This is a genomic window from Segatella buccae ATCC 33574, assembly GCF_000184945.1.
GTDB lineage: Bacteria > Bacteroidota > Bacteroidia > Bacteroidales > Bacteroidaceae > Prevotella > Prevotella buccae.
Window position 1 is genome coordinate 138,493 of record NZ_GL586311.1, and the last position, 14,928, is coordinate 153,420.

Consider the following 14,928-nt stretch of genomic DNA (forward strand, 5'->3'; position numbering starts at 1 on the left):
GAATCAAAGTATCTGTAACGGACTGTTGCCCGTTCTCATCCCCATTATCACGTGGATAAGAGACCTGTTTCGGACACGTTTCCTCATGGACTATGTAGTGGCTGGAGCTCTCTACGACGGCTTGACCAGCAACCAGAGAATCATTGTCAAACAGGGTGGTTCGACCGTGTCTGCACTATTGGCCAGTTTCGTGGCCGACTAAACATGAACAATGGCCATTCGCCATAGTTTACTTGCAAGTTTTTTGCAAGCTTTCTTATGAAAGCTTGTTCAAAACAGTGTGAAAACATACAATATTACGTAAAAAAGAAAAGGGGCTTACAAGCGGATTTTCACTTGTAAGCCCCGTGTTTATGCGGAAAGAGGGGGATTCGAACCCCCGAAACGCTTTAGGCGTTTACACGCTTTCCAGGCGTGCCTCTTCAACCACTCGAGCACCTTTCCAAAGAGCTAAAATGCGAAGCCTTTCGGTTTGCGAGTGCAAAAGTATCTAAAAATAAGGAGAAACCGATATTTCGGAAATGTTTTTAAAATTCTTTAACCTTTGGAAATATACGGGCTGCATTCTCGTTGGTAATGCGGGCCACCTCCGCTTCGCTCATGCCATAAGCAGCAGCCAAGGTGCGGGCCACTTCTACAATGAAGGAACTCTCGTTGCGCTTGCCCCGATGGGGCACAGGGGCCATGTAGGGGCTGTCGGTTTCGAGCACGATGCGCGAAAGGGGCACCACTGCCGGCAGGTCTTCCCGCAGATGACTACTCTTAAAAGTGGAGACACCGCCGATGCCAAGCACGAAACGGGGAAGGCGGAGAAACTCAAGGGCCTCTTGCCGGTTGCCCGTGAAGCAATGGAACACACCACCGGGCAGGTCGTCGGCATACTTGCGGAGTATGTGCAATAACTCGTTTTGGGCCTTACGGCAGTGTATCATCAAGGGCAATCGAGTCTCCACCGACCACTTCACCTGTTCCTCAAAAGCCTCTAGCTGCTCTTGTTCAAACTCCCGGCTCCAATAGAAGTCAAGTCCGCATTCGCCCACAGCGATGAACCGTCGCCCCTCAGGACCCATAAGGCGGGCTTTCATCGCAGCCAGCACCTCGCGGAAATCGGCTCTCACCTCCTCGGGTTGTAACCCTATCATAGGGTAAGCATAACCGGGATAGGCCTCACAAACGGCAAGCAAGGCTTCGACCGAAGGCAGATCGACAGCCGGAACAAACACCTTCTCCACCCCGGCCTCACGGGCCCGGGCCATCACTTCGGGAAGATCGGCATGGAAATCTTCCACGTCGAGATGGGCATGTGTATCTATCATCATTTTTGCTTAATAGTCATGGGGTTCATGGCGGCGGTAATAGTAGACCACGCCAAACTTGCGGCACGCGGCAAACCTGCGCTCAGGCGGTTCGCTCTCGTAATGCTTTTCTATCTGATTCCAAAGGTCAAGCAATATCTCGTCTACCTCCGGACGAATGGCCCGCAACACTTCAATGGATTTAGCCGTGCGACTCTGCAAGTTGCGCTGCTGTTCATTGATAGTGCGGAAGATGTCATAGTGGGTACTCACCATGCCGATGGTGGGATTGTAGATGGGGCGGCCTCCCTTTCGCACACGAGCCTTCTCGCCCTCTATCGCCTTCTGCCCCCAAGCTATCAGCCCGTCGGTCGTCTTGAAGTTGGGCAACGCCGTGGTGTCGGGTGGCAGCCCATAGAGTTCGAGTTGGGCCTTTCTGATTTCCCCCCGCTCCACCGCCATGAGGAGCACCTGCATGAAATGGCTCACATACATGGTGGCATTGCGCTGCAGGCGGTCTATCTTCTTGGCATTGCGAACCTGCGCATTGAGATTGATGCGATACTGTTCGGCCGCTGTGAGCAGTCGGTCATAGGCCGGCTGCGCCCGGTTGAGTGACTTCCAGTCGATGAAACGGTCACGCACGGTATAGACGTCGTTGTTATCGAGCAACGTCTTCAAGGCTTTCAGCCGTGCGGCATCGGTTTTAGGGAGTCTTCTGTAGGGCATCAGTACCGGCGTTTCATCATTCGTTGGGCATAGCGCATGAGTTCAGACTTGCGCTCGTCACTCACGCCCACCCGATCGAGGTAGGTCTTACTTTCATTGAAATAACCGGCGATTTTCTGCTGTGCAAGCCGGTCAATCCCCATTTCGTCATAGAGTCCGGTGACAGCCTTCACCTTTTCATGACGATCGAAATCAGTGGCCCGAATCCACCTTTCGAGTTCGGCACGTTGGGCATTATCGGCCCGGTTGAAGGCATTAATGAGCATGTAGGTCTTCTTATTGGAAACGATGTCACCACCGATAGCCTTACCAAACACAGCCGGATCACCATAGACATCAAGATAGTCGTCCTGCAACTGGAAAGCCAACCCTATCTTCTCACCGAAGCGATAGAGATTGTCGGCATCGTCGGCAGGAGCATCGGCCAACAGGGCACCAATTTTCATGGCACAAGCCAACAGTACGCTCGTCTTGAGACGAATCATCTCGATGTATTCTTCTTCGCGCACATCGTTGCGAGTTTCAAATTCCATATCCATCTGCTGCCCCTCTCCTATCTCCAGTGCCGTCTCGGTAAAGAGGCGCAACACTTCCGCCAAATGGCTGTCACACTCGGTCATGCGCTGATAGGCCAACACGAGCATGGAGTCGCCCGAGAGCACAGCCAAGTTGGCATTCCACTTCTTGTGTACGGTGGGCTGCCCCCGGCGCACGTCGGCATTGTCCATAAGGTCGTCGTGGAGGAGTGTGTAGTTGTGGTAGGTCTCCAAGGCGCAAGCACTGGAGAGAATCTTTTCGGGGTCATCCTTAAAGAGGTTGTAGGCCAAAAGCATCAGCGTGGGGCGGATGCGTTTGCCCCCCATGGAGAGCACATACTTGATGGGGGCATAGAGGGATGCAGGCTTGCGGTCGTAGGGCAAGCTGTCAAGATAGCGGTTTATCAACTGCAAGAGTTCATCAGCTGTTTTCATTTTGAGTTTTTCCTCCGTTTTGATTGTTACAGTAACATTAAAGGTTGAACACCACCGGAATGGCCATCATCGTGCGGCAGGGTTTGTCGTTGTCCACACCGGGTTTCCACTTGGGCATCATGCGCATCACCCGGAGCACTTCACTGTCGAGCACAGGAGTGGTCGGATGCGGTATTCTGATGTCGGCAACAGAGCCGTCTTTGTTGACAATGAAAGTAACGACCACCTGTCCCTGTATCCGCTGACTCTGAGCCTGCGACGGATATTTAAGATTCTTGGTGAGCCATTTCATAAACTCCACCCATCCGCCGGGAAATTCGGGCAACTGCTGCACGATGCGAAAATCCTTGGCCTTCTCGTCGTCGGCCGCCGTCTGGGGCAAAGCCTCCGTCACCTTGGCGGCATCGACAGCTCCACCACCATCGCCCACGGGTTGTGTACCGGTATTGGGATTGAGCTTTTCGGGAGACGACACAGCGGCCTCCACAGGCTTGACACGGGCGGTGACGGCATGGGAGGCTGGGGCTGAGACAGCAGAAATCATGTCTTTCCGATCGTTGGGAACCACTTCCATATCCTGCACCAAGTCTTCAAACATCTCGGAATCCATGTCCGAATCTGTCGGAGAAGAGGTGTATTCCAACCCCGCCAACAGCAACGAAAAAGCCAACACGAGCCCCAACAGCAACCGGGTGGATCGCTTGTTTTCCAAATCGGCCTGATATGATTTCTTCGTTTCCAAGGGTATAATAAATCATCGGATTCCGCGTTATCAAGGCGACAGACGCCATAGGCAAATCCACGAATATATGTGCAAATTTACCTCTTATATTTGAAAAAAGCCGTATCTTTGTGCAATAATTAGAATTTTTAAATGAAAAAAGGTGTTTTTACCCTCCTGTTTACTTTCGTCACAGCTTGGGCTTGGGCACAGGAAAGCCAGACGGAATATAATTTTCTCAGGCTTCCCGTGAGTGCCCATGCGGCTGCACTTGGAGGAGACAACATCACCATCATAGAAGACGACGAGACATTCATCTTCAACAACCCCGCCCTGTTGTCGTCGGTAAGCGACAAAACGGTCAACCTCAACTACATGAACTACATGTCGGGGGCCAACATGGCTTCGGCATCGTTCAACCGGAACATCAAAGAAAAGGCTTCGGTGGCCTTCTCGGCACAATACATTGACTATGGCAAGATGAAGCAGGTGGATGAAAACAATGTGCAGACAGGGGAGTTTTCAGCCAAGGACTTGTCATTTGCAGGCTATTTTTCGTATATGCTGACCGACCGGTTGGCAGGTGGTATCAGTGCGAAATTCATCACTTCATACCTCGGAGACTACAATTCCATTGCCTTGGGCGTGGATCTCGGCCTCAACTACTACGACTCAGACCGGGAGTGGTCGGTATCGGCCGTGGCCAAAAACCTTGGCGGACAGCTCAAGGCCTACAACGAAGAATATGAGCGTATGCCCATCGACGTGCAGCTGGGTGTGAGCAAACGGTTGCTCCACACGCCTTTCAGGGTGTCGGCTACGCTCGTCGACCTCAACCATTGGGACTATAAATTTGTCAACCATGCCGTCGTCGGACTCGACATAATCCTCAGTCCGAGCATCTGGGTGGGCGGCGGCTACAACTTCAGGCGGGCCGACGAGATGAACATCCAGACGAGTCAAGACGAGGGAAGCAGCCACGGGGCGGGCCTGAGCATAGGTGCCGGTCTCAATCTGGAACGCTTCAAGCTCAATCTGGCATACGGCAAATACCACGTGTCGAGCAGTTCCGTGGTTTTAAACCTTGCCTACACTTTATAAGATATGACCAACATAAAAAGATAACTAACGATTAAGAAATGAAGAAAATAACCATCGCCATAGACGGCTATTCATCATGCGGCAAGAGCACGATGGCCAAAGACCTTGCCCGGGAAATAGGATATGTGTATGTAGACACGGGAGCCATGTACCGCTCGGTGACGCTCTATGCCTTGCGCCACAACCTCTTCAATGCCGACGGCAGTGTCCGCGAAGATGAATTGCGACAGGAAATGGGCAACATCCACATCACATTCAAATTGAATCCCGAGACCGGCCGCCCCGACACTTATCTCAACGGCGAACTCGTGGAGAACGACATCCGGTCGCTTGAAGTGTCCAACCACGTGAGCCCCATCGCTGCCATAGCTTTCGTGCGCCATGCACTGGTGGCCCAACAACAGCAAATGGGGAAAGAAAAGGGCATTGTCATGGACGGCCGCGACATAGGGACGACCGTATTTCCCGATGCCGAACTGAAGGTCTTTGTCACCGCAAGTGCGCAGGTGCGAGCCCAACGACGCTTCGACGAACTACAGGCCAAGGGGATGCCGGCCGACTTTTCCGACATTCTCAAGAACGTGCAGGAACGTGATTACATAGACACCCATCGCGAAACGTCACCGCTGAAAAAGGCTGATGATGCCTTGGAACTGGACAACAGCCATCTGACCATCGCCGAGCAGAAAGCATGGTTGCTGGCACAATATGAGCGGACAGTGCGCTAATGGCCGGTGTTTCAAGACTCCGGTGAACAAGGCGGAGGCGCACTCCACGCATCCGAAAACGCCTCCAAACGCAAAACAAAAAGTGACAACAGACAGACTCGTTGAAGAAAAAGGCCGATTCGCTGAAAAAAGTTTCTGCAAATGGGGGAACAAAGTATCTTTGCAAATGTAAAAAGGAAGAAGCAGGACGAAGCCTGAACGAAACAAAAGGCCACTCCAAAACCACATCCCGATTCACCCACAAGCACGGATGAAATATTCGGAGAGTCTGCTTCCACCCGCAACCGACACTGCGGTGAAGGTTCAAACAAGAGGATATTAAGTTTTTGTTTATGTTAATTTTGATGCGTATAGACCTTGTTTATATGCTATTCGGAAAGGCAAAAGGGCTATATGCCGGGAGGTATGAAAAGCCCTGCGCCACCCAAACAAAACGACAGAGACAACAAACGCCCAAGATATTTGCAGAGAGATGAGCGACGAAGAAAACTTTTTGGTTTCATACGACAAAAAGGATACATGAGCAATAGATTATAAATTTTGAGTTAATTACTGTTTTTTGTTGAGGGAGAGGCTTCGCGAGAAGGTTCTCCTTTTTTTGTTTGGCAGACTGCCCCTCCCGTCTGCGGTCGCCATTGCATCAAGCTCTACAACTGTCAAACTATTTGTTTGCTTTCGGCCTCTCTGCTTGCGATATTTGCAACCGACAACCAGCTCGGCGTAAATATGCGATTTTGGCGACATTTCCAAAACGTTGATAATCAGCCGTTTGAATTTTACTGACACATATTGGAGGTCGGAAACGGGCCTGAAAGGGCCCAAACGGGCTTGCAAAAGGGCCACAGTTGCAATGCAACTGTGGCCCTTTCGGCATTCAAGTATGGCTCTTTCGCAAGTTCGAAAGACCCGAATGAGAAAATCAACGGACTTCCTCAGCGTTTTAAAACCGGTTTTCCGCTCTGGTTGAAGAAATTCCGTGAGTGCAATTTTGTTAATATTATTCACCACCATCCGACAACTTGCAGAGACTGTTTTTTAGAATGTGCGAATAATGCGTGGATTTATTTTCCCATCAAATGTCAACAGTCTCTCCGCCATGCCGGTCGGCATCAGGCCTCCACATGACGGAGAATATAGTCCCGGCACTCTTCCATGAGCCACTTGGGAGTACTCGTGGCTCCGCAAATGCCTATGGTGCTGACACCTTCCAACCACCCCAAGTCGATCTCCTTGGCACTCTCTATCTGATAGCTGTTGGGATTGACACTCTTGCACTCGTTGTAAAGCACCTTGCCATTGCTGCTCTTGCGCCCGCTCACAAAGAGGATAAGATCGTGCTTCGAGGCGAAATTGGCGATGTTGGGCATACGGTTGGCCACCTGCCGGCAAATGGTGTCAAAACTCCTGAATGTTGCCGTGGGGGCAATGTGACGCTGTATATAGTCGATAATGCGGTGAAACTCGTCAAGGCTCTTGGTGGTCTGGGAATAGAGATAGATGTCACGTTCGAAGTCAAGTCGCTTCACATCGTCAAACTTCTCTATCACAATGGCATGGCTGTTGGTTTGTCCCACCAGTCCCAGCACCTCTGCATGACCGTTTTTCCCGAATATGACAATCTGCGTTCCCTGCTTCGGTCGGGCCGGTGCAAGCATGGCAGAAAGTGCCTCGGAGACCTCCCGGTGCAGCTCCTGCTGTTCGGGGGAGGAGTTCTCGTATTGCCGTTTGATGCGCCGCTGCAATGCCAATACCACCGGGCAGGTGGCATCGATAATCTCGATGTTGTTGCGACGGGCCAGCGCGTAGGTCTCCGGCGGTTCGCCATGAGCCCTGAGCAGCACTTTCACGTCATGCAACTGTTTGAGGTCTTCGTGGTTGATGGTGACAAGTCCCTTGCTGTGCAGACGCTCCACCTCCATCCCGTTGTGCACAATGTCGCCCAAGCAATAAAGTGTCTTGCCTGCGGCCAATTCTTCTTCTGCCTTCTTGATGGCAGTGGTCACGCCAAAGCAGAAACCACTGCCACTGTCTATCTCTATCTGTATCACTACTGTCTGTCGTTTGATTCTACTGTGCCGACACATTGATGACAATCTTCGGATGTTCCGGATCGTTGGTAATCATCAGGATGCGGGGCTTGCTGCGTGCCTTCTTCAGTTCGCGGGCAATGGCCGTCACCTTTAGTTTAACCGTTTCGCCGGGGGCAATGCGTGTCTTGCCAAGCGACACCTGCAAGCCCATGGTAAACATCTGCATGGAACGAATGTCGAGCTGTGAGCGACCCGTATTTTTGATTTCGATGCTTCCTTTCAACTTGGCTTTGCCGTTGAAACTGCCTAAATTCAAATTCTCCGTGGAAAGCGAGATGTGCGGAACCTTTGCCTTCTCCACCTCTGTGAGGCGATCGAAGTCGGGCAGCAAGACTGCCGACACGCTGATTTCCTTCTCCGGAGCCACCCGGTCGCCGGGGAACATGCCCAGGTAGATGCTCGTCTGTGTCAGTCCGAAGTTGCGGATGAGGCGCGACTCGAGCGTAAGCGACACCACGGCATCGTGGTTGGGGGCCACCGTGGAGGGCGAAACATTGGCCTTCATGTAGGGCGGAAGGTGCATCACCTGGGGTTTCAGCGTCTCACCCGACACGTTCTTGATGTGTATCTTCTGCACCGGGCGGTCCCCACGGTTGACATCATCAAACTCCACATTGTTGTTGTCAACCCTCAAACTTGCTATCGTGTAAGGGTAATCGCCGGAGAAGTCGACCACTTCGCTAACCACAACACCCTTCATCGTGAGGACGAGAGGTTCTTGTTCGTTGCCGGCAAAGACGGCTATCTGTTTCTCGAAATGCCCCAACTGCGATGCGTCGTAGGTGGCCCGCAGGCCTATTTTCGACTTCGGAGCAATAGAGGTGTTGGAATAAGTGGCCGTGGCGCAACCACAAGCGGTGCGGACACTGCGTATCGTGGCTGGCCGGTAATCGTCGTTGAACACCTCAAATTCGGCCGTGGCAGGCTGCCGATAGACCACCTGCCCCAAGTCTATCACCGCTTGGGATGTAGTCAACTGCTGTGCTGAAAGTCCGAAACATCCTGCCACCAGCAGGAATAAGAGCACACACGTTCTGTTCATCTTGCTATCTTGTTTTTTATTCATTCTTCATCTGAAAGCCTTTTTTCCCTTTCATTTCTCTGCAACGGTCAGTTTCCGGCCCGCACACCGTCCGTTGAACTCGGGGGCGTATGCACACTGCACGGTCACACTGCCTCCGGTATATTCACCGGCACGGTCGATGAAATATTCCGTCTCGATGACGCGTTTGCCTTTAGGCAGACGGTCGAAATAGTAATTGGTGGCGTTGTCGCGCGGAGTCACGTAACAGCCCATGCGGTAACCGCTCAACTGCTCCACGGGTTCGAGGCAGGCGGCACGTTTGTCCACCACCTGCACGAAATCGTAGTCGCGGTCGGCTGTGATGGTGATTCTGACCTTCACGCGGTCGCCCACCCTACTGCCTCCGACGATTTCGCGCTTCACGGCGAGCCCGGCAGCACTCTCTTGCTTCCCTCCTATTCCTTCCGTCATGGCCATGAGCTGTTGCACATAGAGTGCTCCCCAGCTCGTGCCCTCGGTGGTTTTCTCCACGGTAAAGGTCTTGGCATGATCGTCCTCCACACGCATCTTCACGTAGCCAAGACCGGCAGAGCCCTCCGGCAGGGCGATGCGCTTGCCGTCGAGTTTCATCACAGCCGGCGCACCACCACTGCGGGCGATGGCCTTGTCCACTCCAAAGGCATAGACAGCATTCACCGTATTGACCGGTGTGTCCCAAGCCTGCGTGCGCTTGCACTGCAACAGCCACCGCTGCATCTCCTCGATGGTCTGCTTGGCTTCGGGCTTCAGCAGACGCAAAGCCTCAATGACAGCCACCTCGGTGGGTATCTTATAGTCGAACCATGAATAGCCGGCCTTACGGGTGTCATAATAGCGTCCCATCTCTTCTTTATATACGCTGTATTCCTCCATGCTTTGGAGGTAGTCGGCAGCCTGCCTCTTGTAGCCGTTCAGGGCCAGAATGACAGCCGAATTGGCCTTGCCATAGATGGTCAGAGCCGCCGGACGGGCTGCCAGCATCTTCAGTAAATAATCTTTGTCGGCCTCGGCAGAAACCGAGAATGCACGCCCGTCGAGTGCGCGGAGATAGAGATAGTGAAGTGCCATTTCACTCGGCAACAACTGCCTCTCGCCCTTTTTGGCTTTTCCCTTCAATTCGTCCACTTCATCGGCCACCTCCTTTTCCATGAACCGCAGGGCGCGAGCCAACATGCCGGCGGTCTCCTCCTGCGTGCCAACCATCTTGTTCAGCCGCACCAACGCCTCACTCACGGCCACCGTTATATACATGCTGCCCCTCATGCCCGGCCACCAGCTCCACGAACCGTCGGTATTCTGCAAGCGACGCAGTTTGTCAAGTTGGCCGTCAATGCGGGCTGCCGTCTTCGCTTCGTCAAAATAGTCGACGAGCAACTGCTTCTGTTCAGACTCGCCCTCTGCCTCCAACAGCCACGGCGTATCGTTGAGCACGAGGGGTTTCAGTTCTTCGTTTCGCTGCAAACTGCTCTTGAGCGACCCTCCGTCGGGTTCTTTTTGCCACTGCGTCATCACCTGTCTAATGGCCGGAACCTGCTTCAGCAGATAACGGCTGATGCTATTGGCATAATAGCCGGTGACAAGACTCACGGCATTGTCTTCCCATGGATTGCACACCGTAGGCAAAGCCTGAATCATCAACCACGAGGGATTGTTGGTATATTCGATGGTGAGCGACCTACCGGAAGCATTGCTGCCGGCCAACGAATCAAGGTCTACGGTCTTGACACCGGGCCCATGCTGGGTGAACGGGAAAGTCGTCGTGACCACTTCGCGGGTGGAAAGTACGGGCAGATAATGCTGCTCACCATCGCTGAATCCACGCCCGTCGGCTGTCATGCGGCACACGAGCACCGACGGTTGCACACCAATTGCGGCGAGATCTACACGGAAAGCCACGCTCTCCGTGCGACCGGCGGCAAGACTCACAGCCTGCTCCTTCGTATAGAGCGTGCGACCGGTGACCGCATCGAGCAATTCAAGGCGGGCCGTAGCCTTCACTGCCCGCTCGGAAGTGTTGGACACGTTGCCGCGAATCAGCGCGCAGTCACCTTCGCGCAGGAAGCGCGGGAGATAAGGCCGCACCATCACCGTCTTCTTGGCCACGGCTTCAGCCTCAATGCTGCCATAGTTCATGTCGTGGTCGTGGGCCAGACCCATAAACCGCCATGTGGTGACACTCTCAGGCAAAGTGAACTTGATGGACACATGGCCCTGCCCGTCAGCGAGCAGATTGGGATAGAAGAAAGCGGTCTCGTTGAGATTTTGCCGCAGCTGGGGATGCCGGCCGACTTCCTTTCCACCGCTGTATTCTTTCTTCTCATCGGTGGATTCCGCTCCTGACATCACGGTATTTCCGGTCATGGTGTCGGCATCTCCCACCACGTCATAGGCCATTACAGCCGACTCTTTCATCAAAGCCTCCGGCCTTGCAGTCCCCACGCCTCTCACCCGAAGCCCTCTTGCACTGCCGAATAAGGCGGAATAGACAGACAGATAGTCATAGAAATATTCTTTGCGGAAATCACTGAAAGACAGCAAATGGAGCGGAAACAGCCGCAGCGGACTCTCACAAACGACCGACATGGGGCGGGGATTGGAGAGGCTCACGGGCACCTGCCAACCGGTGGAGGGTAGATACAGCCGCCTGTTAAGACTGAAAGTCCAACTGTGCCCGGTGATTTGGTCGAGCGACTTGTCATAGAGCACGGCCAGCAGTCCGGCCTTGGCCGGTTTTCCGTCGGGCTGTGCCACAGTCAATGTCCACTCCTCTTTCTGTCCCGGGGTGAGCCGGTCGCGGAAGGTTTTCCACGAGATGTTCAGTTTCTTGTCGGGCAGTGCGCGCCGGATGGCAGCCGAACGGGTATAGCCCACTCCGTCTTTCATCCAAGCATAGGTGAGGAGTATGCCGTCACCGTATTCCGGTTTATAGGTGAAGCGACGCGTGTTGACGGCATTACTCTGGCGGATGACGCCCTGTTCCAACATCTTCTCGCCGGAGAAAACGGTGTAGACGATGTACTGGTCTTTGGCAGATGAGCCCACCTGCACACAGACCGGGCGACCGTCGCCGGCAAACTCTTTGCCGCTGACATAGAACCAGCAATCGGTGGGCTCGGCAGGCACGGTGTCATCCATCGAAAACACCACAAACGCTTGTTTGAGCGTGTCTTTGTCACAATAGGCCGTGAGCAGATGCCTGCCCGAACGGAGTGTGCCGGAGAGGGAAGCCAGTGACACAGGCTCATTGGTCTTGGCCCGCTTCATGGGACCGTTGTCAAAGAAATAATTGACCGTGGAAGCGATGTTCGCCCCGGCACCGTTCTTATATATAAAGGTGAGTGTCTTGAGACTGTCGCGTTCCACCTTAGAGGGCAATGTGGCCGAAAAAGCCGTCGGCCATGTGCTCAAGGGGAGCGTCATCTCGCCTTCGCGCGTCTCTCCACTGCGGTCGGTGACAGCCGCCGTGACCACAAAATTGTAATAGCGGGCATCGCGATGGCTGCGGGCCATGGTCACACCGGGCTCCGGCGTGAGCGGAACACTCACCGTGAAGTAGCCGTTGTCGTCGGTCATCACGCTGTCTTCCAGCACCGTTTCGCCATCGTAGTCACCATAACCGCGCCACCACCATGCCGTGCGGCGCACCACCCGATAGCCCACATTGGCACGCTGCACCGGTACACCGGCATAGCTCCGGGCCGTAGCTTTCACCATCAGCGTGTCACCAGTCTGATAGCGGTAGTTGACTTCCGGGAAGTCGACCTCGAAAGTGGGGCGCTTGTACTCTTCCACATCGAAGAAGGCACTGCCCCCATCACTACTACTGCGAATGGAGAACCGCCCTGTAAGCCCCGCGGCAGGAAGTGTGAAGTCAGCCGCAGCCATGCCAAGTTCATCGGTGGTGACGGTCTTCTTCTCCACCTCCTTGTAGTTGGCATCGCGCAAGGTGAGCACCACGGTTTGTCCGCTTCTCACGTGGGCCTGCTTGCCATCCACCAGCTGATGGGTGAGCACGGCCACATGCACGGTCTGCCCCGGACGATAGAGAGCCCGGTCGGTGAAAAGTTGGGTGCTGTTTTCATATTTCTGCGCCTCCCAATAGTGATATCCTCCCCAAGCATTTCCATCAGGACAATAGCGGTCGTCGGCCGTGGTGGCATAGACGGAGATAGGGCGGACATCGGCATAGCGGTAGACAGCCTCGCCCTTATCGTTGCAGGTGAGCGTGATTTCGGCTCCCACCCTACCGGTATATTGACCATAACCCAGATGCAGGGTGGCCCCGGGCAACGGTTGTCCCGTGGTGGCATTCACGGCGATATAGCGTATCTGATTGTCGGGCAACGCCTCCTGCATTGTGGCCACATTGGTCACATAGAGCAACAGACCGTGTTCGGCCACGTCACTACCGGGTGTGGTGGCATCGGCCAGATAGACACCGGGCTCCAATCCGTCGATGACGAGCGAGTCGGCCGACAGCTGATAGTCCGGGATGCCCACATAGCGGAAAGTCTTCGTGATTTGTCTGAACGGCTGCACCAGCTTGCGCAACGCAGCCAAATCTTTGGCCCGCCCGGGGTCGAGACGGGTCGTGGCATCGACGGTGAGCCGCGACACGGTGAGTGTGATGCTACCCACGGCCCGCACGCGCCGCAAGTTGAGCACGACACGATGGTTGGGTATCGTCACCTCATTGTCCACAGCGAGCGTGAACGAGGGCCGGGTGAGCTCTTTCAGTTCATTTCTCAACCGGTTGATCCGTGGCCACCGGCCCCACTTGCCCACGGCATAGTTGATGTAGCGCACGCGTTCTTCCACCGTGGCATCCTCCGCCTCTTTCATGAAAGTGTAACGCTCGATGGCCAGTTCACCGGCTTCGGGCAAATCCTGATACACGTGGATGAGCGAGTCGATGGTGTTCAGGTATTTCGACTTGCGCACGAGCCTCACCTCATCTTGGCGCTGTTTGCTCACCAATCGATAGGCGCAGATGCAGGCCGCAGCCCGGTTGCCATGCGCCTGATAGTAGTCGTGGAGTGCCTGATAGTCGCCAGCAGCGAAACCGATAACATGCAACAGGTCATCGCCAAAGATACGGCTGTCGGTCCCTCTGTCGAAAAGCGGTTCGAAAGCGGTGGTCTTGTATTGTGCCAACAGGTCGGGATACAGCATCGAAAGGCGGTAGTATTCCTGCGATGTGGTGGTGAAGGCCTCCGGTTCTGCACCAGACTGTAGCAACAGACGGCCCAAAGCCGATTCGTAGATGGCCGCCATCACGTGATCGCTGCTGCGCACCGACCGCTCCTTGCTTTGCAGGCGCATCAAAGCCGGCATCAGCGAATCGGGCGATATGGCCGATTCGGCCTGCACCTTACTCAACTCCGCTGCCAACAACTGGCCGTAGGCCTTTTCGGCGGATGCCTTGTCAATGATTTTCTGCAACCATTCCACCGTGGTCTTAGGCAGATCTTTCTCTCGCGCACCGGCCACTTTTTTCCACAATGTCGTGTAGCCGTCGGCCAGCATCATTGCGGGAACCAACAGCACAGCTATCGCCAAAATCAGTCTCTTACACTTCATAGCCAAATATTCTTTATCGCATTTAGGATGCCGAGCGCAGCCTACCTTATGCAAAGGTAGTGCCAGTGAGGGCAATGGGAGCTTGCTCAACCATTGCCGAGCGCAGCCTACCTTATGCAAAGGTAGTGCCAGTGAGGGCAATGGGAGCTTGCTCAACCATTGCCGAGCGCAGCCTACCTTATGCAAATATAGGCAAAAAAAATCAGAACAAAAGCACCAATAAATAAAAAATGGTGATTATCAGACTTTTTTAACGGGAAGAATCAGGATTCTGAAACCCCCTTGCCCATATATAGCGAAACTTACCAGGATTTTGAAAAAGCCTTACACGCCATTTTTCCACCCCCATCTTTCCTGCCCATCCCATCCGTCTCATTTATCCCATTCGCCCCATTAATTTTCCCACTCGACCCAAACAACATTGCAAAAGAGCCATAGTCAGAAGCTGAAAGAGGCCCTTTCACAAAGCCATTCGGGCCGGATGCCCCCCCCATTTCAAGGTGAAAAAGCCCCTTTTAGGAGGTTGGGGGGCTTGCTGTGGATTGGAAACTAAAAAAAGGGAGGCACTCCCGCACTTCCCTTGCTACTGCAAAGATACAACACAAAAGTCGAAAATACAAATCCGGCAGGAAGATATTTGACAGCAAAAG

The 14,928-nt window shown here is 53.8% G+C and carries 10 protein-coding genes and 1 tRNA gene; 3 read left to right on the forward strand and 8 right to left on the reverse strand.

Annotated features, from left to right (window positions below):
• Positions 1 to 202 (forward strand): DUF1304 family protein (locus HMPREF6485_RS00565; RefSeq protein ID WP_004344017.1); only part of this gene is annotated, 202 nt, incomplete at its 5' end.
• Between the two features lie 154 nt (positions 203 to 356).
• Here HMPREF6485_RS00565 and HMPREF6485_RS00570 read toward each other — a convergent pair.
• From HMPREF6485_RS00570 to HMPREF6485_RS00590, 5 genes are all read right to left on the reverse strand, one after another.
• Positions 357 to 444, reverse strand: a tRNA-Ser gene (locus HMPREF6485_RS00570).
• Positions 445 to 527: 83 nt separating this feature from the next.
• Positions 528 to 1,319, reverse strand: coding sequence for a TatD family hydrolase (locus tag HMPREF6485_RS00575; RefSeq protein ID WP_004344018.1), 792 nt, complete (start codon positions 1,317 to 1,319; stop codon positions 528 to 530).
• Positions 1,320 to 1,325: 6 nt separating this feature from the next.
• A complete protein-coding gene (locus HMPREF6485_RS00580; protein WP_004342415.1) occupies positions 1,326 to 2,024 on the reverse strand; it encodes a hypothetical protein in 699 nt (232 codons plus the stop codon).
• On the reverse strand, positions 2,024 to 2,995 hold the full coding sequence (locus HMPREF6485_RS00585; protein ID WP_004344019.1) for a polyprenyl synthetase family protein: 972 nt from the start codon (positions 2,993 to 2,995) through the stop codon (positions 2,024 to 2,026). The genes HMPREF6485_RS00580 and HMPREF6485_RS00585 overlap by 1 nt, the downstream gene beginning before the upstream one ends.
• Positions 2,996 to 3,032: 37 nt before the next feature.
• Positions 3,033 to 3,737, reverse strand: coding sequence for an energy transducer TonB (locus tag HMPREF6485_RS00590; protein ID WP_044125673.1), 705 nt, complete (start codon positions 3,735 to 3,737; stop codon positions 3,033 to 3,035).
• A gap of 132 nt (positions 3,738 to 3,869) precedes the next feature.
• On the opposite strand from HMPREF6485_RS00590, the gene porQ reads away from it, so the two are divergent.
• Both porQ and cmk read left to right on the forward strand, forming a co-directional pair.
• Positions 3,870 to 4,817, forward strand: coding sequence for a type IX secretion system protein PorQ (gene porQ, locus HMPREF6485_RS00595; RefSeq protein ID WP_004344021.1), 948 nt, complete (start codon positions 3,870 to 3,872; stop codon positions 4,815 to 4,817).
• A gap of 38 nt (positions 4,818 to 4,855) precedes the next feature.
• Positions 4,856 to 5,545: a (d)CMP kinase gene (cmk, locus tag HMPREF6485_RS00600; RefSeq protein ID WP_004344022.1), complete on the forward strand. Its 690-nt coding sequence runs from the start codon at positions 4,856 to 4,858 to the stop codon at positions 5,543 to 5,545.
• 1,109 nt (positions 5,546 to 6,654) lie between these two features.
• On the opposite strand, the gene HMPREF6485_RS00610 is transcribed toward cmk, so the two are convergent.
• Genes HMPREF6485_RS00610 through HMPREF6485_RS00620 form a run of 3 tightly spaced genes read right to left on the reverse strand, consistent with a single transcriptional unit; the run spans position 6,655 to position 14,278 of the window.
• On the reverse strand, positions 6,655 to 7,593 hold the full coding sequence (locus HMPREF6485_RS00610; RefSeq protein ID WP_044125676.1) for a 4-hydroxy-3-methylbut-2-enyl diphosphate reductase: 939 nt from the start codon (positions 7,591 to 7,593) through the stop codon (positions 6,655 to 6,657).
• Between the two features lie 19 nt (positions 7,594 to 7,612).
• Positions 7,613 to 8,677, reverse strand: a complete 1,065-nt coding sequence (locus HMPREF6485_RS00615) for a DUF1573 domain-containing protein (RefSeq protein ID WP_004342408.1) — start codon at positions 8,675 to 8,677, stop codon at positions 7,613 to 7,615.
• A 51-nt stretch (positions 8,678 to 8,728) separates the two neighbouring features.
• Positions 8,729 to 14,278, reverse strand: a complete 5,550-nt coding sequence (locus HMPREF6485_RS00620) for an alpha-2-macroglobulin family protein (protein ID WP_004344028.1) — start codon at positions 14,276 to 14,278, stop codon at positions 8,729 to 8,731.
• Positions 14,279 to 14,928: the final 650 nt, after the last annotated feature.

Excerpts from the sequence above, each read along its gene's own strand:
- HMPREF6485_RS00620 (WP_004344028.1), bottom strand. The coding sequence starts at position 14,278 with ATGAAGTGTAAGAGACTGATTTTGGCGATAGCTGTGCTGTTGGTTCCC.
- HMPREF6485_RS00580 (WP_004342415.1), bottom strand. The coding sequence starts at position 2,024 with ATGCCCTACAGAAGACTCCCTAAAACCGATGCCGCACGGCTGAAAGCC.
- HMPREF6485_RS00585 (WP_004344019.1), bottom strand. The coding sequence starts at position 2,995 with ATGAAAACAGCTGATGAACTCTTGCAGTTGATAAACCGCTATCTTGAC.
- HMPREF6485_RS00615 (WP_004342408.1), bottom strand. The coding sequence starts at position 8,677 with ATGAACAGAACGTGTGTGCTCTTATTCCTGCTGGTGGCAGGATGTTTC.
- HMPREF6485_RS00575 (WP_004344018.1), bottom strand. The coding sequence starts at position 1,319 with ATGATGATAGATACACATGCCCATCTCGACGTGGAAGATTTCCATGCC.
- cmk (WP_004344022.1), top strand. The coding sequence starts at position 4,856 with ATGAAGAAAATAACCATCGCCATAGACGGCTATTCATCATGCGGCAAG.
- porQ (WP_004344021.1), top strand. The coding sequence starts at position 3,870 with ATGAAAAAAGGTGTTTTTACCCTCCTGTTTACTTTCGTCACAGCTTGG.